The sequence below is a fragment of the Streptococcus ovis DSM 16829 genome (genome assembly GCF_000380125.1).
Classification (GTDB): Bacteria; Bacillota; Bacilli; order Lactobacillales; family Streptococcaceae; genus Streptococcus; species Streptococcus ovis.
The window spans coordinates 35272-58007 of sequence record NZ_KB904565.1; the positions used below are offsets into that span (position 1 = coordinate 35272).

Sequence of the window (22736 nt, forward strand, 5' to 3'; positions counted from 1 at the left end):
GAACATCATGAAAAAAGAAAATATCCCCAATGCCTTAACAGTCGGTCGTATTCTTGTAATCCCAGTGTTTATTTTATTACTCACTATGTGGAATACAAAGGCAATTCATATTCTTGCGGCAGTGATTTTTGCAGTGGCAAGTATCACGGATTATCTTGACGGTTATTTGGCTCGTAAATGGAAAGTTGTCAGTAATTTTGGTAAATTTGCAGATCCAATGGCTGATAAAATTCTAGTCATGACAGCTTTTATAATGCTGGTTGAATTGAAGATGGCTCCAGCTTGGGTTGTAGCGGTTATTGTTTGTCGTGAGCTCGCTGTAACAGGTCTTCGCTTACTTTTAGTAGAAACTGGTGGCACTGTTCTTGCGGCCGCGATGCCTGGAAAAATTAAGACATTCTCACAGATGTTTGCTATTATTTTCTTACTCTGCCACTTTACTTTAATTGGGCAAATCCTGCTCTATATTGCACTTTTCTTCACCCTATACTCAGGATATGATTATTTCAAGGGTGCTTCTTTCTTGTTCAAAGATACCTTTAAATAAATGACAGAAAATATTATTGAAGTAAACAATTTAAGATACAAATATGACGCGAACGATAATCACTACACATTGAATGGTGTTTCGTTTCACGTGAAACAAGGTGAATGGTTATCCATCATTGGTCACAATGGGTCTGGAAAATCAACAACTGTTCGGTTGATTGATGGTTTACTGGAAGCTGAATCTGGTGATATTTTTATTACTGGTGATCAATTAACAGTAGAGAACGTTTGGGAAAAACGTCGTCAGATTGGAATGGTGTTTCAAAATCCTGATAATCAATTTGTTGGCGCAACAGTCGAAGACGATGTGGCTTTTGGATTAGAAAATCAGGGGATTCCACTAGAAGAAATGCGAGAACGTGTCGAACAAGCTTTGAAATTAGTCGGTATGTCTGATTTTAAAAAACGTGAGCCTGCTCGATTATCTGGTGGACAGAAGCAACGTGTGGCGATTGCAGGCGTTGTGGCGCTCAGACCTAATATTATCATCTTAGATGAGGCAACTAGTATGCTGGATCCTGAGGGACGTTTAGAACTGATTCGGACAGTGAAAGAGATTAAAGACCGTTACAATATGACGGTGATTTCGATTACGCATGATTTGGATGAAGTGGCCCTAAGTGATCGAGTGATTGTCTTAAAAGAAGGTCAAGTAGAGTCGATTAGTCGTCCGGAAGAATTATTTATACGGCCTGACTTACAGGACTTGGATTTAGATCACCCGTTTACCACCATACTTGTTAGTCAATTGCGTGAAAAAGGAGTGGATTTACCACTTCGTTATTATACAGAAGAGGAATTAGAAGAGACATTATGGGAATTACTCTCCAACAAGTAAGTTACACCTACCAAGCGAACACACCTTTTGAAGGTCGTGCTCTTTTTGGTGTGGATTTGGAGATTGTAGATGGGTCATACACTGCTTTGATTGGACACACAGGTTCTGGAAAATCAACTATTTTACAATTACTAAATGGCTTGAATGTCCCAACTTCTGGTACGGTGCTGATTGATGATATGTTAATCACGTCAACGTCTATTAATAAAGATATCAAGCAGGTGCGGAAGAAAGTAGGACTTGTTTTTCAATTTCCTGAAAGTCAGGTCTTTGAAGAAACAGTCTTGAAGGATGTGGCTTTTGGGCCACAGAATTTTGGAATATCGAAAGAAGAAGCGGAACAACTGGCACGTGAAAAATTGCTACTAGTAGGAATCGATGAAGAATTGTTTGAACGCAGTCCATTTGAACTTTCTGGTGGTCAAATGCGACGGGTCGCGATTGCTGGTATTTTGGCAATGGAACCAAGTGTGCTAGTTCTAGACGAACCAACTGCAGGGCTCGATCCAGCAGGTCGGAAGGAATTGATGGCAATATTTAAAGAGCTTCATCAATCGGGGATGAGTATTGTATTAGTGACACATTTAATGGATGATGTGGCTAATTTTGCTGATTTTGTCTATGTTCTAGAAAAAGGGAAAGTTGTGAAAGCTGGTCAACCTTCAGAAGTTTTTCAACAGGTTGATTTTATGGAAAGTATACAACTAGGAGTCCCAAAGATTACAAAATTTGCAGCTAACTTAGAACGGCGTGGCTTTGTATTTGGTAAACTTCCTGTAACGATAGAAGAATTTATGGAGGTGGTTGACCATGGATAAGCTCATTTTAGGTCGCTACATACCCGGAAACTCTATCATCCATCGTTTGGATCCAAGAAGTAAATTACTGGCAATGATCTTATTTTTGCTCATCATTTTTTGGGCTAATAATCTAGTTACTAACCTGATTCTTTTTATCTTTGTACTGATACTTGTATTTTTATCAGAGATTAAATTGAGTTTCTTTATCAAAGGCTTAAAGCCAATGATTGGGATTATCCTCTTTACAACACTTTTTCAACTCTTCTTTATTCCAGGAAATACGGAATTGTTTCGTGTGTGGTTTATTACCATTACTATGGAGGGAGTAAAACAGGCTGGTATTATTTTCGTTCGATTCGTCTTAATTATCTTCTTTTCTACCTTGCTAACCTTGACGACGACCCCATTGAGTTTAGCAGATGGTGTGGAATCTGGCTTATCACCTTTGGCGCGGTTCAAGGTACCAGTTCATGAAATCGGGCTGATGCTGTCAATGAGTTTACGTTTTGTACCAACCCTGATGGATGATACTACGCGCATTATGAACGCTCAACGGGCTCGTGGAGTAGATTTTAATGAAGGAAATATTGTTCAGAAGGTTCGCTCTGTCATTCCCATTTTAATTCCTTTATTTGCATCGAGTTTCAAGCGGGCAGATGCCCTTGCAACAGCAATGGAAGCTCGTGGCTATCAAGGAGGAGATGGACGAACAAAATACCGTGTGTTGCAATGGAAATGGGCAGATACCCTAGCAATCGTCATTATGTTTAGTCTTGGACTTGCCCTTTATTTTTTAAAAACAAATGTATCTAAATAGAATAAAGGAAGTATCGGAAACGGTACTTTTTTTGTTTAATTTCAACCTAATTGTAATATTTGTCATCATTTCACAAACTATCAGTAACAGAAAGGGAGTATGATAGTTCTTAGTGATATGAAAGGAAATATTATATGAAATTCACAAATGGTAAAAAAGTATTAGCAGCTTTACTGCTGGTTGTTGCTTTTTTGGGAACAAGTATTGTAAATGCAGAAACGTACACAGTAGCTTCGGGAGATACCCTATCAGAAATTGCGCTAAAATTTAACACCACTGTCGATGATTTGGTTCAATTAAATCAGATTAAGAATAGACACCTTATCATGATAGGGCAGGTGCTAGAAGTCAGCAAAGAAATGACAAAAAACCAAAATATGGCAGAAGAGGTAATGGTCGAGGAGCCTACTTCAGTTGAGGTTACTGAGCCGACAAATTCAGTGACTCCTGCAACACCTGTGATAGTAGAGCCGACTACTCCTACGACGAGTGTTACAAGCTCATCGGATGCCAGTGTAACAGAAGCAGCTGCCAAAGAAGAAATTGCTAGACGTGAGTCGGGTGGTTCCTACACTGCTCAAAATGGTCAATTCTATGGTCGCTATCAGTTGACAATAACTTATTTAAATGGAGATCTTTCTCCTGAAAATCAAGAACGTGTAGCTGACGCTTATGTAGCTAGCCGCTATGGTTCATGGACTGCTGCTTTAGCATTCCACAATGCAAACGGTTGGTATTAAGTAGAAGTCCTGAAGGACTTCTTTTTTTTTGAATTGAGAAAAGAGAAAATGAGTTGAAAGTTAAAAATTTCTTTTTTTAATAGTGCAAAAAAGTGATTGTACGTAATAGATGATATTTTACAACATAAAAAATAGTTGACGAATCCTTTATTAATATAGTAATATAAAAATGATAATAAAAATATGCTTTTTGTTATTCTATAAAAAGGAGAATGATATGGATAAAATTAAAAATATAATCGGATTTCTTTTATTGTCAATTGTTTTCGTATTCGGAACATACTTTACAAAAACGGATACTGTAAGTGCCGATGAACATAATAATACAATTGTTAAAATGTATATTACTGACCGAAATGGAAAGGAATTAACCCCACCTGAGATTGATCAATGGCAACAGTTTAGAATTAATGCTGACTTTGATTTAACAAATAGTGATGTCAAAAAAGGGGACACAACAGTTGTTACAATACCTAAAGTGATTCAGTTTGTAGGTACAAAAACATTTGAATTAAGAGATACTGATGGAAATCTTGTTGCAAATGGTGAAGTGATTTCTGGATCGCAAATTAAAATTACTTATACAGATCTTATTGTAAGAATACCATACCCTGAATTAAGATTAGGGGTATTTTTGTGTAAAAAAAAAACTAACAGATTTATTCCTGTTAGTTTTCTGAATATATATGACAATGAGGTTAACACCATTCTTCAACTGCTGTTTGACCAGCAATGCGACCAAAGGTAAAGATATCAGTGAGGGAATTTCCTCCTAGACGGTTACCTGCATGAAGGCCTCCTGCGACTTCTCCAGCAGCATATAAGCCAGCAATTGGTTGGCCGTTGGTATGGATGACATGGGTAGTGGTATCGATTTTTAGACCACCCATGGTATGGTGAACTGCAGGCTTCCGAGGCGTTGCGTAAAATGGAGCTTTTTCACATTTCAAATCAAATCCTCCTTTATTAAATTCTGGGTCAAAACCTGCATCTACGTATTGATTGTATCGTTGAATAGTCATTACAAAAGTATCTGCATTCACACCAATTTTTTCTGCTAATTCTTCTAAGGTATCAGCACGATAGAGAGTTCCTGCTACAACCTGTGCTTCAATTTTTTCATCGCTTGTATTGTAGGCTGTTTTCTTAATATTATCATCAGCAATCAGATAGAAGAGGCCGCCATTGTCAATTGCTGCTTGTGATAGTTTATCGCGACTGCCATATTCATCAACGAACCGTTTGCCCTCCTGGTTGACCATGATAAAGTTGGCTGGTGGTACTTGTAGACCTGAAAAGAGAGCTCCTGTCTGTGGGTCAGAAACGGGCATCATTTGGCTGAACCCCATACCAACTAAATCAGCTCCAAGACTTTGTCCAAGGACAATTCCGTCCCCTGTAATGGCTGGTGAGTTAGAGGTTTTGATATCGTCATCAATCTCTGTCCAGTAGGTATTGTATTGTTGCAACATTTTAGTATTTGCTCCGAAACCACCAGAAGCTAGAATGACAGCTTTTGCTTTGATGGTAATCGTTTGTCCATTACGACCTTTTCCGATAACACCACGGACAGTTCCATCTTCTACGATTAGTTCTTTAACAGGAGTGTCTGTTAGAATAGTCCCTCCTTGTTCGCGGACGTATTTATCAAGAACGGAGATAAAGGCATAGCCCATTGGTACTTTTGGTTTGTGTCCACGGCGCCAGAGGGCCCCTACTGGCATAGTCACTTCTTCGCGGTCGAATTCAACTCCAACTTCTTCTAACCATTTGACAGATTCAAGAGCGCGTTCGGTTAAGATCTTAATCAAGTCATAGTTGCCATGAATTTCGCGACCTTGTAGATCTTTTCGTTTGCCTCCGATATAGGTCTGAATACGATAGAGGAGTGTAGAGTCAAAGAGATAGTTTGGATTTTTTAGATACTCTTCTAACTCCACTTTTAAGGCACGGAAATCTTCTAAGAATTCAGGGTCAATGGTAGTTTCGTCAATGTCGTGTAATTCTTGCAAATTGTGTGCTTCACCAGGATTTGCTGCAAAACTATTTTGCCATTCGGGCCAAGGTGCATTGATAGGTCCACCTGCACGGACAGTATCCCCACCAAGAGCAGGGAATTTTTCAACGAGGATGACTTGTTTTCCTGCTTGAAGAACAGTAGCTGCTGCAGAGAGTCCTGCACCACCACCACCGACAACGACAACATCTGTCTCATAAACTTTGTCTTCGGTATCAAGGGCTGATGGGGCTTTTGGACGTTTGCGAAGGACATCTGGATTGCCACCGGCTAATTTAATCGCACGGGCAACACCATCTAGTACACCATTTGAGGTGACAGAAGCACCTGATACAGCGTCCACATTAAGAGTTTGTCCTTCAATAATTTCTGCGGGGACACGGGTAAAGACGATGTCAGCAATACCAGAAGATTCGCCAGAAGAGTCGATGTCAATCTTTTCAATACGTTCTTCAGATAGAGTCACCTCCATTGGTAGTTTACCATTGTGACCTTCGGTGGTTACTTGGTAGGTTCCTGGTTCAAATTTCACTTCCTCTGGGAGATTTAATTGATTTGCAACGCTGACAAAACGCAGGAATCGGAAGAAGCAACTGTCTAGGAAATCAACAGTCCCTTCGTGTTTTAAGTCTCCGTTGTCATCAAAGGCTTGATGAGCGCGTCCTAATAAGAACTCACTACCTGGCATGACGATAGCATTTACACCGGGTGCATCAAGCACTTGACGAAGGTGGAGCTGGGCGCGTGAGGAACCTTGTACATCATAAGAAGCCCCTACAATCATGACAGGTTTACCATCTAGCGGATGAATGTTAAAGGATAGCCACTCGAGTAAACTATTTAAGCTAGAAGGGATGGAGTGATTGTGTTCGGGTGTTGCAATAATAACCCCATCTGCCTCTGAAATCTTTGTATTGAAGGCTTGTATGACAGTTGTATGTGTTTGATCATCTGTTTCATTAAACATCGGTACATCAGCGATCTCCATCACTTCAATCTCTGCTTTTTGAGCAAAGTGTTTTTTCATAAACTGTAGCAACTTACGATTGTAGGATTTTTTGGCATTGGTCCCAACAATAGCGATTAATTTCATCTTTTATTCTCCTTTCTTATTTTCCATTTTCCCATTTGAAGCTCTTTTTTCGGTCTGTGTCAGACTGCTGGACCAACTGATTCGTCAAACTAACAAAGGCTTGAAATTCTGCGAAATGCTCTTCTAATTCCGCTACTTTTTCTGGATGATTTAGATTGCCATTGTCATCTAGAACTTGTTCGGAGTGTCCTAAAAGAAATTCTGTTCCCGGCATGACACGAGCCTTTAATTCAGGAGCATCTAAGATTTGCCGTAGGTGAGCTTGGGCACGTGAAGTACCGAGTGAGCCTAGGGAAGCCCCAACAATCATGGTTGGTTTGTTAATGAGAGCTCGATTGGTGTAGGCAATCCATTCCAACACGCTGGAAAGAGGAGCAGGAATCGTATGGTCATATTCAGGTGTTGCGATGATGACTCCGTCAGCTGCTAGAATTTTTTGGCTAAAATCCTCTACTTTTTCTGGTGCTACTCGATTTTCTGGTTCATCAAAAGCAGGGAGGTCTTTGATTTCTAAGAGCTCAATCTCTGCCTTATTCGCAAAGTGTTTTGCGATAAATCGAAGGAGTTTTCGGTTGGTTGAACGTTCAGAGTTTGTTCCAACAATAGCTACTAATTTCATTTGTGAAATACCTCTCAATCTCTTTTGCCTTCACTATACACCAATTAAGCCTGGAATGCAAGCCTTTTCATAATTTTTTGTCAATTTTTACATATTTTAAAGAAGAGAAAAAACCTTAGAGAGTATCTAAGGTTTTAGAGGGATTTCAGAAAGCGACTGAAATGATAAACCTTTAAATTGTAAGCAGACAATCCAAGGAAATAAATGTTTTACTCTTTGAAAATCAGAAAGTCCAAATGTTGGCTGATAATATTGAATAATAGTAGAAAGGGCTGTGCCATGAGTTCCGATGACTACAGTGTGTCCTTTATGTTCCTGTAAAACCTTCTCGAGAGCTTGGATATTTCTGTTTTGGACTTGGGAAAGAGATTCTCCACCTTCTAATCGGTAGGAAAAATCAGCCCATTGTTTTGCAGTGAAACTAGTAAAATCTTCAATCCATTTATCTGTAATTTTTCTTTCTCGAAAATCATTTTCGAGATGAATGGATTTTTGTTTAGATAGGGCAAGAGGGGTAATAGTATCAACAGCCCTTTTATAGGGGCTGGAATAAACAGCATCGATGAGGATTTCTGAAAAGAGGTTGACAAGTTCTTTACTATCCTGTAAACCTTTATCAGTTAATTCACGCAAGAAGTCATCATGATTATGGGAGTTAGGTTCTGCATGTCGAATGAAGTAGATAGTGGTCAAGGTCATGCATCTTCTCCAAAGATTTTTTTTGCTAGACGTCTTCCAGTTGGTGTTGCTGCTAAGCCACCTTCTGCTGTTTCACGAAAGGCCGTTGGTAAACTTGAACCAACTTGGTACATTGCATGAATCACTTCATCTGCTGGAATTTTAGATACAATACCAGCTAAAGCCATGTCTGCAGCGACCAAAGCATAACTTGCTCCCATAGCATTTCGCTTGACACACGGCACTTCAACTAGTCCTGCAACTGGATCGCAGATGAGTCCCAACATATTTTTGATGACGAAGCAAACTGCTTGGCTAGCTTGGAAGGCATTTCCTCCTGCTGCAACTGTCAGCGCTGCAGCTGACATGGCTGCGGCTGATCCGACCTCTGCTTGACATCCTCCTTCTGCACCAGATATAGAGGCGTTATTGGCAATGACTAAGCCAAAGGCACCGGCAGTAAATAGGAATTCTAGCTGTTGTTCATGATCTAATCCTAGTTTTTCAGTAGCGACACCTAAAACAGCAGGTAGACAACCAGCAGACCCGGCGGTAGGGGTTGCACAAACCAAGCCCATTTTCGCATTTGATTCGTTGACAGCGATGGCATTTCTAGCAGCAGTCAGGATACTAGTATCAGATAAGGTGTTGCCAGACTTTAAATAGCGATCGAGTTTTGCAGCGTCGCCTCCTGTCAAACCAGAGAGAGATTTACTCTCGCTAAGGCCATTTGAAATAGAGTCTTGCATAACTGTCAAGTTTCTTGACATGAGTGTCAATATTTCGTCACGTGTTCGACCTGTCATTTCAATTTCAGTCGTAATCATTAATTCAGCAATATTGCCTTCAAATCGCTCTTGTGCTTGTTGAAGTAGGTCTTCTATAGAATAAAACATGAGCATCCTTTCTAGTTGAAGAAATTAACATTATGCAGATGAGGGATTTTTTCGATCTGTAGGACAGCTTCTTCACATTGACGAGAATCAACTTCAATAATCATAATCGCTTTTTCACCTGCTTTTTCACGCGTAACATTCATCTGAGCAATATTGATGCCGTGTTCTGACAGGATATCAGTGACTTTGGCAATCATGCCTGGAATGTCTTGGTGGACGATAATGAGGGTAGGGGTATTCATATTAAGATTAACAGCAAAACCATTCAGTTCGGTGACTTGAATATTGCCTCCCCCGATAGAAACACCAGTCGCGGAAATCGTTTTGTGCTCATTTTTAATAATGATGCGAGTGGTATTTGGGTGAGGGGTATTGCTTTCTTTATTGATTTTCCAATAAACTTTAATCCCTTTCTCACGAGCAATATCCAGTGCATCTGGGATGCGTGCATCATCGGTATCCATACCTAAAATACCAGCAACTAGGGCAACATCTGTTCCGTGTCCACGGTAAGTCTTAGCGAAGGAGTGAAAGAGTTGAAATTCAACTTCGGATGGGTCTTCTCCAAAAATGGAGGCAACGATTTTTCCAATTCGTACTGCTCCGGCTGTATGACTGGAAGAAGGACCAATCATAACAGGACCAATAATATCAAATACAGACTGAAATTTTAGATTTGTCATAACTTTCCTCGATAATAGAAATTCTTGCTTTCATTATAACAAAAAGCGAAGTAGGAAACTAGGGGATAAAAAATGAAAACTTTACTCTTATCTAGTTGGAATTCTGATAAAATCTTGATATAATAGCACGTGCGTCAAAGTACGCCTTCAAAATCGACCTTCAAATCGTTTTTTGAAATTCAAATTTTGAAATACGACCTTCAAATCGTTATTTCTACGAAAAGATGGGAGAAAATTATGAGTGTAGATAACTCTAAAACTCGTGTTGTTGTTGGTATGAGTGGAGGTGTCGATTCATCGGTTACGGCTCTTTTATTAAAAGAGCAGGGCTATGATGTGATTGGCATTTTCATGAAAAACTGGGATGACACAGATGAAAATGGCTTCTGTACGGCAACAGAAGATTACAAAGATGTGGCAGCTGTAGCGGATCAGATTGGGATTCCCTACTATTCTGTTAACTTTGAAAAAGAATACTGGGATCGCGTATTTGAGTATTTCTTGGCAGAATACCGGGCTGGTCGTACACCAAATCCAGATGTCATGTGTAATAAGGAAATCAAGTTTAAGGCTTTCTTGGATTATGCTATGACTTTGGGAGCGGATTATGTAGCGACTGGGCATTATGCACAGGTGGCGCGTGATGAAGATGGTACAGTACGAATGTTACGTGGTGTGGATAATGGGAAAGATCAGACCTATTTTCTCAGCCAGCTATCACAAGAACAACTGCAAAAAACCATGTTCCCCTTGGGACATTTACAAAAGTCTGAAGTTCGTGAAATCGCAGAGCGTGCAGGACTAGCAACGGCTAGGAAAAAAGATTCTACAGGAATCTGTTTCATTGGGGAAAAGAATTTCAAAGAATTTCTTAGCCAGTACCTACCAGCGCAACCAGGTCGCATGATGACTGTTGATGGTCGAGATATGGGTGAGCATGCTGGACTCATGTATTATACGATTGGTCAACGTGGCGGACTAGGTATTGGTGGTCAACAAGGAGGAGATAATGCTCCTTGGTTTGTAGTAGGGAAGGAATTGTCGCAAAATATCCTCTATGTAGGACAAGGATTCTATCATGAATCCCTCATGTCAACTTCTTTACAGGCTAGTCAAGTACACTTTACACGTGAAACACCAGAAGAATTAGACTTTGAATGTACTGCGAAGTTCCGATACCGTCAACCAGATAGTAAAGTTACTGTAAAGGTAACTGGTGATAAAGCCGAAGTAATCTTTGATGAACCCCAACGTGCCATTACACCAGGTCAAGCAGTTGTTTTCTATGATGGAGACGAATGTCTAGGTGGCGGTATGATTGATATGGCTTATAAAGATGGAGTGGCTTGTCAGTATATTTAAACTCCATTCTATTGACATTTAATGTTAATTTGATAAAATAATCTTAACAATATTCATGATGGTCAAAGCTCATGGGAATTGTATGCTTTTTTGGCGTACAGTTTTCGAGAGTTTTGGCTATTTTTGTGTTTAGGGGGTGAGAAAATGGATTTCAGAACGATGAATGAACAGGGTAGTTTTGGTGTACGAGCGACAGCTTTGATAGTGCGAGATAATCATATTTATCTAGCTAAGTCACCCTTAGGGACCTATTACTCGATTGGCGGCGCCATTTTGTTTGGTGAAACAACAGAAGAGGCAGTCAAACGTGAAGTCAAGGAAGAAATTGGCATCACTGTTGCTATTCAAGAGTTAGCGTTTGTGGTGGAAAATCACTTCACAATTGATGAAAGAGCCTTTCATCAGATAGAATTTCACTACTTGGTTGAACCTCTGGAAGAACCAAATCCCTATATGGAAGAGTGGGGTGGTCGGCGTACCTGTGAATGGGTGCCTTTCACTGAGTTAGAAAAGATAGACGTTCAGCCTCCATTTCTCAAAACGGCCCTCCAAAACTGGAATGGTCAGTTACAACATATTATCAATAAAGACGGAGAACTATAGAAAATGACAGAGAATTTTGTGGAAACCTATGATGTCATCGTTATCGGTGCAGGCCATGCAGGGGTCGAGGCTGGTCTCGCTGCAGCTCGGATGGGTTGTAAGACGCTTCTTGCAACCATCAATTTGGATATGTTGGCCTTTATGCCTTGTAATCCATCCATTGGGGGTTCGGCTAAGGGAATCGTTGTTCGAGAGATTGATGCTCTTGGTGGAGAAATGGCCAAAAATATTGACAAAACCTACATCCAAATGAAGATGCTCAATACAGGAAAAGGCCCTGCGGTACGTGCTCTTCGGGCGCAAGCAGATAAGGCTCTTTACTCGCGTGAGATGAAAAAGACAGTAGAGCGCCAGGAAAACTTGACCCTTCGTCAAACCATGATTGATGATATCTTAGTGGAAGAAGGCAAGGTCATCGGTGTTGTGACGGCGACAGGTCAAACATATGGAGCGTCTGCGGTTGTTGTTACAACGGGGACCGCTTTGCGTGGAGAGATTATCTTAGGAGAACTCAAATACTCTTCTGGTCCAAATAATAGTTTGGCCTCTGTGACTTTAGCTGATAATTTGAAGAAATTGGGGCTTGAAATTGGACGTTTCAAGACTGGAACGCCACCCCGTGTCAAGGCTTCTTCTATCAATTATGAAGTGACAGAAATCCAACCTGGTGATGAAAAACCAAATCATTTTTCATTCTTATCCAAAGATGAAGATTACTTGCAAGACCAAATCCCATGCTGGCTAACTTATACCAATCAGACTAGCCACGATATTATCAATAGCAATCTGCACCGAGCACCTATGTTTTCAGGTATTGTGAAAGGGGTAGGTCCACGTTATTGTCCATCTATTGAAGACAAAATTGTCCGTTTTGCAGATAAGGAACGGCATCAATTATTCTTAGAGCCAGAAGGCCGTGATACAGATGAAGTCTATATCCAAGGACTGTCGACTAGTCTACCGGAAGATGTGCAACGTGACTTGGTGCATTCTATCAAGGGACTTGAAAATGCGGAGATGATGCGGACAGGATATGCGATTGAGTACGACATTGTTCTTCCTCATCAACTGAGGGCTACTTTAGAAACAAAATTGATTTCAGGGCTCTTTACAGCAGGTCAAACCAATGGAACATCCGGTTATGAAGAAGCTGCCGGTCAGGGAATTGTCGCTGGAATTAACGCAGCACTCAAGGTGCAAGGCAAACCTGAATTGATCTTGAAGCGAAGCGATGCTTATATTGGTGTCATGATTGATGACTTAGTAACCAAGGGGACCTTGGAACCTTACCGCCTATTGACAAGTCGGGCAGAGTACCGTCTCATCTTACGGCATGACAATGCAGATATGCGCTTGACACCGCTTGGTCGGGAAGTTGGCCTGGTAGATGATGAACGCTGGCAACAGTTTGAAATCAAGAAACATCAATTTGACAATGAGTTGACAAGGTTGTCAACTATTAAATTGAAACCTGTAAAGGAAACGAATGAAAAAGTTGCTAAATTGGGGTTTAAACCCTTGACAGATGCCTTGACAGCTAAAGAATTCATGCGTCGCCCTGATATTACTCATGAGGTAGTTACTCAGTTTATTGGCCCTGTGGCAGAGGATTTAGATGCCAAGGTGGTGGAACTTTTGGAAACCGAGATCAAATATGAGGGATACATCGAAAAGGCTCTCGATCAAGTTGCTAAAATGAAACGGATGGAAGAAAAACGGATTCCTGCTGATATTGACTGGGATGACATTGATTCTATTGCAACGGAAGCTCGTCAAAAATTCAAGAAAATCAATCCTGAAACCATTGGACAAGCTAGTCGGATTTCAGGGGTCAATCCAGCAGATATTTCTATTTTGATGGTTTATCTTGAAGGGCGTAGCCGCTCTATTTCTAAAAAACAAGCAAAAGACAGCTAATAAAGCTGTCTTTTATTCTCGCTAGAAACGTGTGCCAACTAGCTTTTTTACCTATTTTGTGGTAGAATGGCAGGCAGAGGTTTATAATGAAAAAATTTCGATTTTCAACCATTCATTTCGTCATGATTGGTCTCATTTTATTTGGCTTAGTAGCAATTGTAAATGGTTTGTATCCTAACAGTGTGATGTTGCATATTAGTTTATTTTTAACCCTACTTGCTTTGGTTAGTTTATTTGTTTTTCAGAAAAAATCCTATGAAATTAGTGAAATTGACCAAATCGAATACTTGAATGATCAAGCAAATTCAGGGTTGATGCAGCTTTTAGATCAGATGCCTGTTGGGGTTATTAAAATTCGTAAGGAAGACAACCATGTTGAATGGTTTAATCCCTACGCGGAATTGATTTTCGCACAAGAAAATGGTGAGTTTGACCAAAAGAAGCTTCGCGAGATTGTTGATGTTGCCTTGGATGAAGACCGGAATTATGCTAATTTTTCTGGTAAACGTTATGCGGTGCATGTGGACTACAACCAAGGATTGTTTTACTTTTTTGATGCTTCAACAGAGTATATTGCAACGTCTAATTTAATTGGTAGTCGACCGACTATTGGAATTATTTCTGTGGACAATTATGATGAGTTGGAGGACAGTTTGTCGGATTCACAGATTAGTCAGGTGAATACTTTCCTAGCTCAGTTTGTGTCAGAATTTGCTCATGAAAACGGGATTTATTATCGTCGTGGGACGATGGATCGTTTCTACTTATTTACAGATTATGCCATTTTGGAGAAGTTGATTGAAGAGAAATTTTCTGTTGTCAACAAGTTTCGTGAGGAAGCTAAAAATCTTGATCTGCCATTAACTCTTAGCATGGGACTTGCCTATGGCAATGATAACCATTTACAAATTGGGGAAGTTGCCCTTCAGAATCTAAATATGGCTGAAGTACGAGGCGGAGACCAAGTGGTTATCAAGGAAAATGACGAAAGCAAGCAGCCAATCTTTTTTGGTGGAGGCTCAGCCTCGGCTGTGAGACGTACACGAACTCGTACGAGAGCGATGATGACAGCTGTTTCTGATAAGTTAAAAACGGTGGATGCTGTTTTTGTGGTTGGTCATCGAAACATGGATATGGATGCACTTGGATCAGCTGTTGGGATGCAGTATTTTGCTCAAAATGTGATGAACAATGCCTATACTGTTTACAATGAAAATGAATTGGCTCCAGATATTGATCGGGCAATTCGTAAGCTGAAAGAAGAGAATTGCTCGAATCTCATGACAATTGAGGAAGCTAAGAAACGCGTGACAGACCAATCGTTGTTGATTATGGTCGACCATTCAAAGATTGGATTGACCTTATCAAAAGAGCTCTATGAGCTATTTAGTCAGGTAGTTGTTGTGGATCATCATCGTCGAGATACGGATTTTCCAAGTAATTCTATTTTGACTTACATTGAGAGTGGAGCAAGTTCAGCCAGTGAATTGGTGACAGAGTTGATTCAGTTTCAGAATGATAAATTCCATAAATTGAATCGATTGCAATCTAGTCTATTAATGGCTGGAATTATGTTGGATACCAAGAATTTCACAGCACGTGTGACAAGTCGGACATTTGATGTTGCGAGTTATTTACGGACGCGTGGCAGTGATAGCTTAGAGATTCATAAATTTATGGCAACAGATTTTGAAGAATATCGTCAAATCAATGAGTTGATTTTACGTGGTGTTCGGGTACGAGAAAATATCATTCTTGTTTGCGGAGATGATCTCAATTCTTATGACAATATTATTCCAAGTAAAGCCGCAGATGCAATGCTTGATATGGCTGGAATTGAAGCAGTCTTTGTAGTGACGAGAAATATCGGCGGCTATGTGGCGATTTCTGCACGTAGTCGTAGTCAGGTGAATGTACAACGAATTATGGAGAATATGGGCGGAGGCGGACATTTTAATCTAGCTGCTGCACAGGTTCCTAATCAATCTATCCAAGAAGTGAGAAATCGCCTTTTGGAAAAAATCCAAGAAGAAGTAGAAGGATAGGAGACAAAAATGAAAGTTATTTTTTTAGCAGATGTTAAGGGACAAGGGAAAAAAGGGGAAATTAAAGAAGTGCCAACTGGGTATGCTCAGAATTTCTTAATTAAGAAAAAATTGGCAAAAGAAGCGACTAATCAAGCCATTAGTGAGCTTCGCGGTCAACAAAAATCGAAAGAAAAAGCACATGCTGAAATGGTGGCAGAGGCTGAAAGTATTAAAGCAAAATTAGCAGATGAAGCGACTCTTGTTGAATTTGTAGAAAAAGTTGGACCAGATGGACGGACTTTTGGCTCAATTACGAGCAAGAAAATTGCTGAAGAATTGGACAAGCAGTTTGGAATTAAGGTCGATAAGCGTCACATTCAGTTGGAGCATCCAATTCGTGCCGTTGGTTTAGTAGATGTACCAGTAAAACTCTATCAAGATGTAACAGGTATAATCAATTTACGAATTAAAGATATGTAAAAAAGCCAATCTAAGCAGGGAGGTGAGTTGATGGCAGAATTAGGTGAATTGCGGATGCAGCCACAGGATATTTTGGCAGAGCAGTCTGTTCTAGGTGCAATTTTCATTGATGAGAGCAAGCTTGTCTTTGTTCGTGAATATATTGAGGCAGAGGACTTTTTCAAGTATGCACATCGCCTAATTTTTAGTGCTATGGTCGCTTTGTCAGAGCGTAATGAAGCCATTGATGCAACGACCATGCGAAACTACTTGGATAGCCATGGAGACCTCGAGAATATTGGTGGTCTCGGTTACTTGGCGGAGGTCATTAACTCTGTTCCGACGTCGGCTAATGCAGAGTACTATGCGAAGATTGTTGCTGAAAAATCCAATCTGCGTAAGCTGATTGATCGGTTGACAGAGTCTGTCAACCAAGCATATGATGGAGCAGATGATTCAGATACCATTATTGCCAATGCTGAGAAGGCTTTAATTGATGTTAGTGAAGGAGCAAGTCGTTCTGGATTTAAAAAGATCGATGATGTCCTTAACCTGAACTTTGAAAACCTTGAAATTCGTTCACAACAGACGTCTGCTATTACTGGGATTGCCTCTGGCTACCCAGCTTTGGATACGATGACAACTGGTTTTCATGAGGAAGAGTTGATTATTTTAGCAGCTCGTCCTGCGGTTGGTAAGACTGCTTTTGCCTTAAATATTGCGCAAAATATTGGGACAAAGCTCGGTAAGACAGTCGCAATCTTCTCACTAGAAATGGGTGCGGAGAGTTTAGTAGACCGGATGTTGGCCTCTGAAGGAGTGATCAATTCACGCTCTATTCGTACTGGTCAGTTATCTGATGATGAATGGCAAAAGTTGATGATTGCACAGGCGAATTTGGCGCGAGCAAGTATTTATATTGATGATACGCCAGGTATCCGAATCACTGAAATTCGGTCACGGGCTCGAAAATTAGCACAAGAAACCGGAAATCTTGGTTTGATTTTGATTGACTATTTGCAATTGATTACTGGAAATGGTCGTGAAAGTCGCCAGCAAGAAGTTTCTGAGATTTCACGACAGTTAAAGGTTTTGGCAAAAGAATTGAAAGTTCCTGTGATTGCCTTGAGTCAGCTATCCCGTTCAATTGAGCAACGTCAGGACAAGCGTCCGATGCTATCTGACTTGCGGGAGTCAGGGTCTATTGAACAGGATGCGGATATCGTAGCCTTCCTCCACCGGGATGACTATTACCATGATGGTGAAGAAGAAGGAGGTATCCCTAATAATACAGTGGAAGTCATTATCGAGAAGAACCGTTCGGGTGCGCGCGGGTCTGTGGAATTGATGTTCCAGAAAGAGTACAATAAGTTTTCAAGTATTTCAAAGAGAGAGGAAAATTAAACAATGAGTGATGCATTTACAGATGTTGCGAAAATGAAGGATATTAAGGCAGCAATCAAGGAACATGAGGGAAAAGTAGTTGAATTAACCCTTGAAAATGGACGAAAACGTGAGAAGAATAAACAAGGCCGGATTATTGAAGTTTACCAATCTCTCTTTATTGTGGAATTCGAGGATCCAAATAATACCTTTGTGGAGTCTTATACCTATTCAGATATTTTGACAGAAAAGATTTTGATTCATTATCTAGATTAAAAAAACAGTCCGGTGGACTGTTTTTTCACGAGTTTGGAAATGAGAAAGCGAGTATTCAGTCCGGTGGACTGTTTTTTATGCTTCTACAGTTTGGGGAACTGTGAAAGGCAATAGAAAGAGAGTATGAAGTCAGTGGGATTGAAACAGTCTAGGAGACTGTTTCAGACCAGTTCTTAAAAATGGGAAAGAGCAAGTTATTCAGAAGACTGTCAAAGCCTCTTGCCTAAAAATGAAAAAAATAAGAGTTGACCAGAAGTCTAAAAATTCAAAAGCGAGTTCAATCCGGTGGGTTGTTTGAGCCTAGCTCTTAAAGTATATCAGAGTTAGCTAAGTCCGAGGACTTATTTAGAGAGTAAACAAAGAATATTTTAGGCACTTCATGATTGACCTTGGGGGAAGAAATCGCTGTATGCATGAAAAGAGGTTTAACTTGACTTTTGCAAGCCTTTTCGTTATGATGTGAATATATGGGAGTCTGTGTACAGTCTGAGAGGAAGTGTAAGCTTCGACCGCACCTGATCTAGGTAATGCTAGCGTAGGGAACGATAAAGAATGACACTATTGTTATGCACTTTTCCATATGGAGAAGTGCTTTTTTGATGAACAAAGAAAGGAGAAATGAGATGAAAGCCAGTATTGCCTTACAGATTTTGCCCTTGTCAAGTAGTGACAGAATCGCTGTGATTGACAAAGTCATTGCGTATTTGCAGGAACAGCCAGTTAAGCAGGTGGTCACACCATTTGAAACGGTTCTTGAGGGAGAGTGGGAGGAACTCTTTCCTATCTTGAAGACTGCGATTGAGCTGGCTGGCAGTGAAGCTGAGAATATCTTTGCTAATGTGAAAATAAACTACGGACAGATTTTGTCTATTGAGGAGAAAATTGAAAAATATCATTCGTAAACAGATGAGTAGCTTGGGGATAGTCCTGTTACTTGTCATCTGGCAACTCGCAGGATTTCTCAAACTCTTACCTAAGTACATATTACCAACTCCCCTTGAAATTGTTCAGGCTTTTGTACGTGACCGAGAACTCTTATGGCAACATAGTCTTTTTACCTTGCAGACGGCCTTAATGGGGCTTTCGCTAGGGGTTGTGATTGCTTGTGTGTTGGCCCTTGTCATGGACCGATTTGGTTGGGTTAATGAGATGCTCTATCCGATTTTGGTGATTATCCAGACCATTCCTACTATTGCACTAGCTCCTATTTTAGTATTATGGTTGGGATATGGAATTTTACCTAAAATTGTTCTGATTATATTGACCACGACCTTTCCTATTATTGTTAATATCTTAGATGGATTTCGACAATGTGATGCGGACACGCTCAGGCTCTTTCAGTTGATGGGGGCCAAACCTTGGCAGGTCTTGTGGCATTTTAAGATACCAAATGCTCTGCCTTATTTCTATGCTGGATTACGGGTCAGTGTTTCCTATGCTTTTATTACTACTGTCGTTTCGGAATGGCTAGGTGGTTTTGAGGGGCTAGGAGTTTATATGATTCAGTCCAAAAAGCTGTTCCAATATGACACCATGTTTGCTATTATCATCTGGATCTCAGTCATTAGTCTTCTTGCGATGAAACTGGTCCAAATGAGTGAAAAATGGGTCATTAAGTGGAAACCAACAACAAAATAAAAAGGAATAAACAATGAAGAATGTAACATTAACTGGTCTTGCTTTGATGGCGGCCTCACTTTTTACCTTGGGAGCTTGTGCGAGCACTGCAACAGATGCCAAGAAAGAAAAAACGATTGATTTTATCCTTGATTGGACACCGAATACCAATCACACAGGTCTTTATGTGGCGCTGGAAAAAGGTTATTTTGAAGACGAAGGGGTGAAAGTCGATATCAAATTACCATCAGAGGATAGTTCGTCTGATTTGGTCATTAACGGCAAGGCACCTTTTGCGATTTATTTCCAAGATTCAATGGCAAAGAAATTAGAAAAAGGTGCAGGAATTACAGCGGTTGCGGCCGTTGTAGAGCATAATACTTCTGGCATTATTTCAGATGCAGATGCCAATATCCAATCTCCTAAAGATTTGGTGGGGAAAAAATATGGAACTTGGAATGACCCGATTGAACTCGGAATGCTAGAAACCTTGGTCAAGGCAGAAGGCGGTGATTTTGAAAAGGTCGAAAAGGTTCCAAACACCGATGCCAATTCTATCACGCCGATTGCTAATAAAATGTTTGATGCTGCTTGGATTTACCACGGTTGGGATGGTATCATGGCAGAAAAGGAAGGGATGAAGACGAATTTCTTCTACTTGACGGATTTTGCGGAAGAATTTGACTACTATTCACCTGTCATTATTGCTAATAATGACTATCTGAAAGAGAATCCTGATGAAGCGAAAAAGGTCTTAAAAGCTATTAAGAAAGGGTATCAATTTGCGATTGAGAACCCAGAAGAAAGTGCGGATATTCTCATCAAACATGCTCCTGAATTGAAAAATCAAAAGGAGTTTGTCGTGGCTTCTCAAAAATATTTGTCCAGTCAGTACGCTTCTAACCCTGATAAATGGGGAGAGTTTGATGCAGACCGTTGGAATGCCTTTTATGCTTGGGCACAGGAACAAGGAATCTTAGAAAGTGATTTGAAAGACCAAGGATTTTCAAACGATTATTTAGATTAAATGAAAAAAATTGAATTGCAAAATGTACGTTTTGCCTATGACGAAGTGGCAACACTAGAAAATATCACTCTTTATGTCAATGAGGGAGAGCTTGTCTCCATTGTAGGGCCTAGCGGCGTGGGAAAAACGACCCTCTTTAATCTGATTGCGGGGATTTTGCCTGTTCGTGAGGGAAGGGTTCTTGTGGATGGGGTGGAAAATCCCAGAGGCAAGGTCAGTTACATGCTCCAAAAAGATTTGCTGCTGGAACACAAGACCATTTTGGGAAATGTTATTCTTCCACTTATTTTGCGTGGGGTGAAGAAAAAAGAAGCTATCCAACAGGCAGATGGCCTTTTGGAAGAATTTGGGCTGTCCAATGTGCGTGATGCCTATCCCCATGAGCTAAGTGGCGGAATGCGACAGCGGATAGCCTTATTGCGAACCTATCTTTTTGGACAGGATATCTTTCTTTTGGATGAGGCATTTAGTGCCTTGGATGAAATCACTAAAATGACCTTGCATGATTGGTATTTAGGGATTCATAAGCAGTTGAAGTTAACTACTCTTTTAATTACGCATAGCATTGATGAGGCGGTGGAATTGAGTGACCGTATCTATGTTCTCAATCATAAACCCGGACAGATTGTGGCAGAATTGAGCATGGATTGGAAAGAGGTGGCAGACCCTGAAATGGCAAAGCTTCATTACAAACAAGAGATTCTCGGTCTATTAGGATTGAAGAAATAAGAAGTAAGTGGTAAGAGTTTTTAGATTTAATCAAATATATCCCTATGAGGGAGAACAGATTTGCTGTTCTCTCTTTTTTTGTTTGCCTAAAACTGTAGGGAGGGTTTGAAATGGATCAATTTGCTTATCAAAAACTATTGGAAAGTGATCCATTGGGTTTTATCGATCCTCTGACTGATTTAGGAGAATTTGATTTTGTTCAGATGAAGTTCAAAGAACCTGTTCATCAGTTGATCAATAAATACTCTGGTCAACCTTATAATCCTAACTGGCAGAATAAGATTGAACAGATGAGGGGATTATATATCCAGTATCAGAAAAGTATAACGCTAGAGGATGAGAGTATTCGTCATAGAGTTAGAAACCAGGAATACAAGGAATATGTTCATAAAATTGTCACAACCTACTTGACTTTAGGTTTTAAATTCAAAGAGATTGAAAAGCGGCTTCCATTATCTTATAAACAGCTGATACGAGGGCGGAAAAGAAGTGACTACGTTCAAACAGTTAAACCGTGCTTTTATCTAAAAAGCAATCTGAAGAAAGGGAATCCTTACCCTAAGAGGTTACTACCCAATAGCTTCGCTCTGGCAAATATCGAGGAGAATTGTAATGATGAATTTTGATGTTAACCGTATTAATTCACAAGATGAAAGAATCTTTATGGAAGAACCAATCCATAAGAAGCGTTTTACCATTTATGGAATGCCTTTATTATTAACATTAATCTTATTCAGCTTATTGATATTGTTAATAAAATTCTTTTTGTTTTTAGTTGGATAGTAAGGAAACAGATGAACTTAAATAATGTTTACCGCTTGATTTTAAAAGAGGGTTTAAGAAACTATAAATTCAGAAATAGTCATCTCAAACCGGTACCTTCAACTGAAGAAGGGAATCGAGGAGCCATCTTCGCCTATCGTTCTAAAGCCAATATGATTAAGGCACGTGGTCTTGTTCTAACATCGATGGAAGCTATTATGGAGAACCAGGATCGTTTTACTCACTGGACACCCAACGCTTATCGGTTTGGTACCTACAGTGACGAGAAACGCCAGATTACACGTGGCCATACGGAAGAGAATCTAAGACAGATTAGCACCTTTTACATTGACTTTGATATGACCTCTTCAGCTGATGAGATCACCTCTGGAGATATTCTGACAACGGCCATTGATTTGGGATTTATGCCAACGCTTATCCTGAAATCAGAGAGAGGCTACCAGGCTTATTTTGTCCTGGAAGAACCAGCCTACGTGACCACTCATTCACAATTTAGAGTGGTAAAGGTGGCCAAGGCGATTTCCCAAAATTTGAGAAATTATTTCGGCCAACATCTGCCAGTAGACATGACCTGCAATCACTTTGGGATTGCACGAATGCCACGGACAGATAACGTCGAGTTTTTCCATGCGGAATATACGTATTCCTTCCAGGAGTGGTTGGACTGGTCGATGAAACAGTCCGAGTTACCATTTCCAAGTAAGAGACCAAATTTAACGGTTATTTCCGGAACAGAAGGGATCAAACAAATCGATGAACCCTGGTATCGATTACTGCTGAGAGAAGCAAACATCAAGGGTTCTAAGGCATTGATGGGCAGAAA

At 40.2% G+C, this 22736-nt stretch carries 23 protein-coding genes and 1 pseudogene; 19 read left to right on the forward strand and 5 right to left on the reverse strand.

All coding sequences use genetic code 11. The features are described 5' to 3' along the window. The first annotated feature begins 7 nt into the window (after positions 1–7). The 6 genes from pgsA to A3I9_RS0103530 all read left to right on the forward strand — a co-directional run bounded on the left by pgsA (position 8) and on the right by A3I9_RS0103530 (position 4492). Positions 8–547 (forward strand): CDP-diacylglycerol--glycerol-3-phosphate 3-phosphatidyltransferase, encoded by a 540-nt coding sequence (gene pgsA / locus A3I9_RS0103505; RefSeq protein ID WP_018377695.1) that lies wholly within the window; start codon positions 8–10, stop codon positions 545–547. Continuing rightward, positions 548–1387, forward strand: coding sequence for an energy-coupling factor ABC transporter ATP-binding protein (locus tag A3I9_RS0103510; protein ID WP_018377696.1), 840 nt, complete (start codon positions 548–550; stop codon positions 1385–1387). Then, positions 1363–2205, forward strand: coding sequence for an energy-coupling factor transporter ATPase (locus A3I9_RS0103515; protein WP_018377697.1), 843 nt, complete (start codon positions 1363–1365; stop codon positions 2203–2205). Before A3I9_RS0103510 ends, A3I9_RS0103515 begins: the two co-directional genes overlap by 25 nt. Beyond that, positions 2198–3004, forward strand: coding sequence for an energy-coupling factor transporter transmembrane component T family protein (locus A3I9_RS0103520; protein WP_018377698.1), 807 nt, complete (start codon positions 2198–2200; stop codon positions 3002–3004). The genes A3I9_RS0103515 and A3I9_RS0103520 overlap by 8 nt, the downstream gene beginning before the upstream one ends. A gap of 134 nt (positions 3005–3138) precedes the next feature. After that, positions 3139–3744, forward strand: a complete 606-nt coding sequence (gene apf, locus A3I9_RS0103525; protein WP_018377699.1) for an aggregation-promoting factor — start codon at positions 3139–3141, stop codon at positions 3742–3744. A 217-nt stretch (positions 3745–3961) separates the two neighbouring features. Further along, positions 3962–4492 (forward strand): Ig-like domain-containing protein, encoded by a 531-nt coding sequence (locus A3I9_RS0103530; RefSeq protein ID WP_018377700.1) that lies wholly within the window; start codon positions 3962–3964, stop codon positions 4490–4492. Here A3I9_RS0103530 and A3I9_RS0103535 read toward each other — a convergent pair. The 5 genes from A3I9_RS0103535 to sdaAB form a co-directional block, all read right to left on the reverse strand. Beyond that, on the reverse strand, positions 4443–6854 hold the full coding sequence (locus A3I9_RS0103535; RefSeq protein ID WP_018377701.1) for a flavocytochrome c: 2412 nt from the start codon (positions 6852–6854) through the stop codon (positions 4443–4445). The two genes, A3I9_RS0103530 and A3I9_RS0103535, sit on opposite strands and share 50 nt — an antisense overlap. A 16-nt stretch (positions 6855–6870) precedes the next feature. Continuing rightward, positions 6871–7473, reverse strand: a complete 603-nt coding sequence (locus A3I9_RS0103540) for an NADPH-dependent FMN reductase (protein WP_018377702.1) — start codon at positions 7471–7473, stop codon at positions 6871–6873. 126 nt (positions 7474–7599) lie between these two features. Continuing rightward, on the reverse strand, positions 7600–8172 hold the full coding sequence (locus A3I9_RS0103545) for a histidine phosphatase family protein (protein ID WP_018377703.1): 573 nt from the start codon (positions 8170–8172) through the stop codon (positions 7600–7602). Next, on the reverse strand, positions 8169–9047 hold the full coding sequence (sdaAA, locus tag A3I9_RS0103550) for an L-serine ammonia-lyase, iron-sulfur-dependent, subunit alpha (protein ID WP_018377704.1): 879 nt from the start codon (positions 9045–9047) through the stop codon (positions 8169–8171). The genes A3I9_RS0103545 and sdaAA overlap by 4 nt, the downstream gene beginning before the upstream one ends. Positions 9048–9058: 11 nt before the next feature. Beyond that, a complete protein-coding gene (gene sdaAB, locus A3I9_RS0103555; protein ID WP_018377705.1) occupies positions 9059–9730 on the reverse strand; it encodes an L-serine ammonia-lyase, iron-sulfur-dependent subunit beta in 672 nt (223 codons plus the stop codon). Between the two features lie 237 nt (positions 9731–9967). Between sdaAB and mnmA the strand changes: the two genes are divergently transcribed. The 13 genes and pseudogenes from mnmA to A3I9_RS0103625 form a co-directional block, all read left to right on the forward strand. Continuing rightward, positions 9968–11092, forward strand: a complete 1125-nt coding sequence (gene mnmA, locus A3I9_RS0103560) for a tRNA 2-thiouridine(34) synthase MnmA (protein WP_018377706.1) — start codon at positions 9968–9970, stop codon at positions 11090–11092. 144 nt (positions 11093–11236) lie between these two features. Continuing rightward, on the forward strand, positions 11237–11695 hold the full coding sequence (locus A3I9_RS0103565) for an NUDIX hydrolase (RefSeq protein WP_018377707.1): 459 nt from the start codon (positions 11237–11239) through the stop codon (positions 11693–11695). 3 nt (positions 11696–11698) lie between these two features. After that, positions 11699–13612: a tRNA uridine-5-carboxymethylaminomethyl(34) synthesis enzyme MnmG gene (gene mnmG, locus A3I9_RS0103570; protein WP_018377708.1), complete on the forward strand. Its 1914-nt coding sequence runs from the start codon at positions 11699–11701 to the stop codon at positions 13610–13612. 86 nt (positions 13613–13698) lie between these two features. Next, positions 13699–15657: a GGDEF domain-containing protein gene (locus A3I9_RS0103575; protein WP_018377709.1), complete on the forward strand. Its 1959-nt coding sequence runs from the start codon at positions 13699–13701 to the stop codon at positions 15655–15657. Positions 15658–15666: 9 nt separating this feature from the next. Continuing rightward, entirely contained in the window at positions 15667–16119 is a 453-nt protein-coding gene (gene rplI / locus A3I9_RS0103580) for a 50S ribosomal protein L9 (RefSeq protein ID WP_018377710.1), read from the forward strand. A gap of 30 nt (positions 16120–16149) precedes the next feature. Next, complete coding sequence (gene dnaB / locus A3I9_RS0103585; RefSeq protein WP_018377711.1) at positions 16150–17502, forward strand: replicative DNA helicase; 1353 nt, start codon at positions 16150–16152, stop codon at positions 17500–17502. 3 nt (positions 17503–17505) lie between these two features. After that, positions 17506–17757 (forward strand): Veg family protein, encoded by a 252-nt coding sequence (locus A3I9_RS0103590; protein ID WP_018377712.1) that lies wholly within the window; start codon positions 17506–17508, stop codon positions 17755–17757. A gap of 623 nt (positions 17758–18380) precedes the next feature. Next, a complete protein-coding gene (locus A3I9_RS0103595; RefSeq protein WP_018377713.1) occupies positions 18381–18659 on the forward strand; it encodes a thiamine-binding protein in 279 nt (92 codons plus the stop codon). Between the two features lie 4 nt (positions 18660–18663). Further along, positions 18664–19395 carry an ABC transporter permease gene (locus A3I9_RS0103600; RefSeq protein ID WP_083903922.1) on the forward strand — a complete coding sequence of 244 codons (732 nt, stop codon included), beginning with the start codon at positions 18664–18666 and terminating at the stop codon, positions 19393–19395. 13 nt (positions 19396–19408) lie between these two features. Next, positions 19409–20401 (forward strand): ABC transporter substrate-binding protein, encoded by a 993-nt coding sequence (locus tag A3I9_RS0103605; RefSeq protein ID WP_018377715.1) that lies wholly within the window; start codon positions 19409–19411, stop codon positions 20399–20401. Beyond that, positions 20402–21130: an ABC transporter ATP-binding protein gene (locus A3I9_RS0103610; protein WP_018377716.1), complete on the forward strand. Its 729-nt coding sequence runs from the start codon at positions 20402–20404 to the stop codon at positions 21128–21130. It abuts the gene before it with no gap. A gap of 110 nt (positions 21131–21240) precedes the next feature. Continuing rightward, positions 21241–21756 carry a hypothetical protein gene (locus A3I9_RS0103615; RefSeq protein ID WP_018377717.1) on the forward strand — a complete coding sequence of 172 codons (516 nt, stop codon included), beginning with the start codon at positions 21241–21243 and terminating at the stop codon, positions 21754–21756. A 168-nt stretch (positions 21757–21924) separates the two neighbouring features. Then, positions 21925–22736, forward strand: a pseudogene (locus tag A3I9_RS0103625) (primase C-terminal domain-containing protein); the annotation flags it as partial.

Coding starts and splice junctions, on each gene's coding strand:
- sdaAA (WP_018377704.1), bottom strand. CDS start 9,047: ATGTTTTATTCTATAGAAGACCTACTTCAACAAGCACAAGAGCGATTT.
- sdaAB (WP_018377705.1), bottom strand. CDS start 9,730: ATGACAAATCTAAAATTTCAGTCTGTATTTGATATTATTGGTCCTGTT.
- A3I9_RS0103610 (WP_018377716.1), top strand. CDS start 20,402: ATGAAAAAAATTGAATTGCAAAATGTACGTTTTGCCTATGACGAAGTG.
- A3I9_RS0103530 (WP_018377700.1), top strand. CDS start 3,962: ATGGATAAAATTAAAAATATAATCGGATTTCTTTTATTGTCAATTGTT.
- A3I9_RS0103590 (WP_018377712.1), top strand. CDS start 17,506: ATGAGTGATGCATTTACAGATGTTGCGAAAATGAAGGATATTAAGGCA.
- A3I9_RS0103540 (WP_018377702.1), bottom strand. CDS start 7,473: ATGAAATTAGTAGCTATTGTTGGAACAAACTCTGAACGTTCAACCAAC.
- A3I9_RS0103575 (WP_018377709.1), top strand. CDS start 13,699: ATGAAAAAATTTCGATTTTCAACCATTCATTTCGTCATGATTGGTCTC.
- dnaB (WP_018377711.1), top strand. CDS start 16,150: ATGGCAGAATTAGGTGAATTGCGGATGCAGCCACAGGATATTTTGGCA.
- A3I9_RS0103615 (WP_018377717.1), top strand. CDS start 21,241: ATGGATCAATTTGCTTATCAAAAACTATTGGAAAGTGATCCATTGGGT.
- A3I9_RS0103515 (WP_018377697.1), top strand. CDS start 1,363: ATGGGAATTACTCTCCAACAAGTAAGTTACACCTACCAAGCGAACACA.
- A3I9_RS0103545 (WP_018377703.1), bottom strand. CDS start 8,172: ATGACCTTGACCACTATCTACTTCATTCGACATGCAGAACCTAACTCC.
- A3I9_RS0103600 (WP_083903922.1), top strand. CDS start 18,664: ATGAGTAGCTTGGGGATAGTCCTGTTACTTGTCATCTGGCAACTCGCA.
- A3I9_RS0103565 (WP_018377707.1), top strand. CDS start 11,237: ATGGATTTCAGAACGATGAATGAACAGGGTAGTTTTGGTGTACGAGCG.
- apf (WP_018377699.1), top strand. CDS start 3,139: ATGAAATTCACAAATGGTAAAAAAGTATTAGCAGCTTTACTGCTGGTT.
- rplI (WP_018377710.1), top strand. CDS start 15,667: ATGAAAGTTATTTTTTTAGCAGATGTTAAGGGACAAGGGAAAAAAGGG.
- A3I9_RS0103535 (WP_018377701.1), bottom strand. CDS start 6,854: ATGAAATTAATCGCTATTGTTGGGACCAATGCCAAAAAATCCTACAAT.
- mnmG (WP_018377708.1), top strand. CDS start 11,699: ATGACAGAGAATTTTGTGGAAACCTATGATGTCATCGTTATCGGTGCA.
- pgsA (WP_018377695.1), top strand. CDS start 8: ATGAAAAAAGAAAATATCCCCAATGCCTTAACAGTCGGTCGTATTCTT.
- A3I9_RS0103520 (WP_018377698.1), top strand. CDS start 2,198: ATGGATAAGCTCATTTTAGGTCGCTACATACCCGGAAACTCTATCATC.
- A3I9_RS0103605 (WP_018377715.1), top strand. CDS start 19,409: ATGAAGAATGTAACATTAACTGGTCTTGCTTTGATGGCGGCCTCACTT.
- mnmA (WP_018377706.1), top strand. CDS start 9,968: ATGAGTGTAGATAACTCTAAAACTCGTGTTGTTGTTGGTATGAGTGGA.
- A3I9_RS0103510 (WP_018377696.1), top strand. CDS start 548: ATGACAGAAAATATTATTGAAGTAAACAATTTAAGATACAAATATGAC.
- A3I9_RS0103595 (WP_018377713.1), top strand. CDS start 18,381: ATGAAAGCCAGTATTGCCTTACAGATTTTGCCCTTGTCAAGTAGTGAC.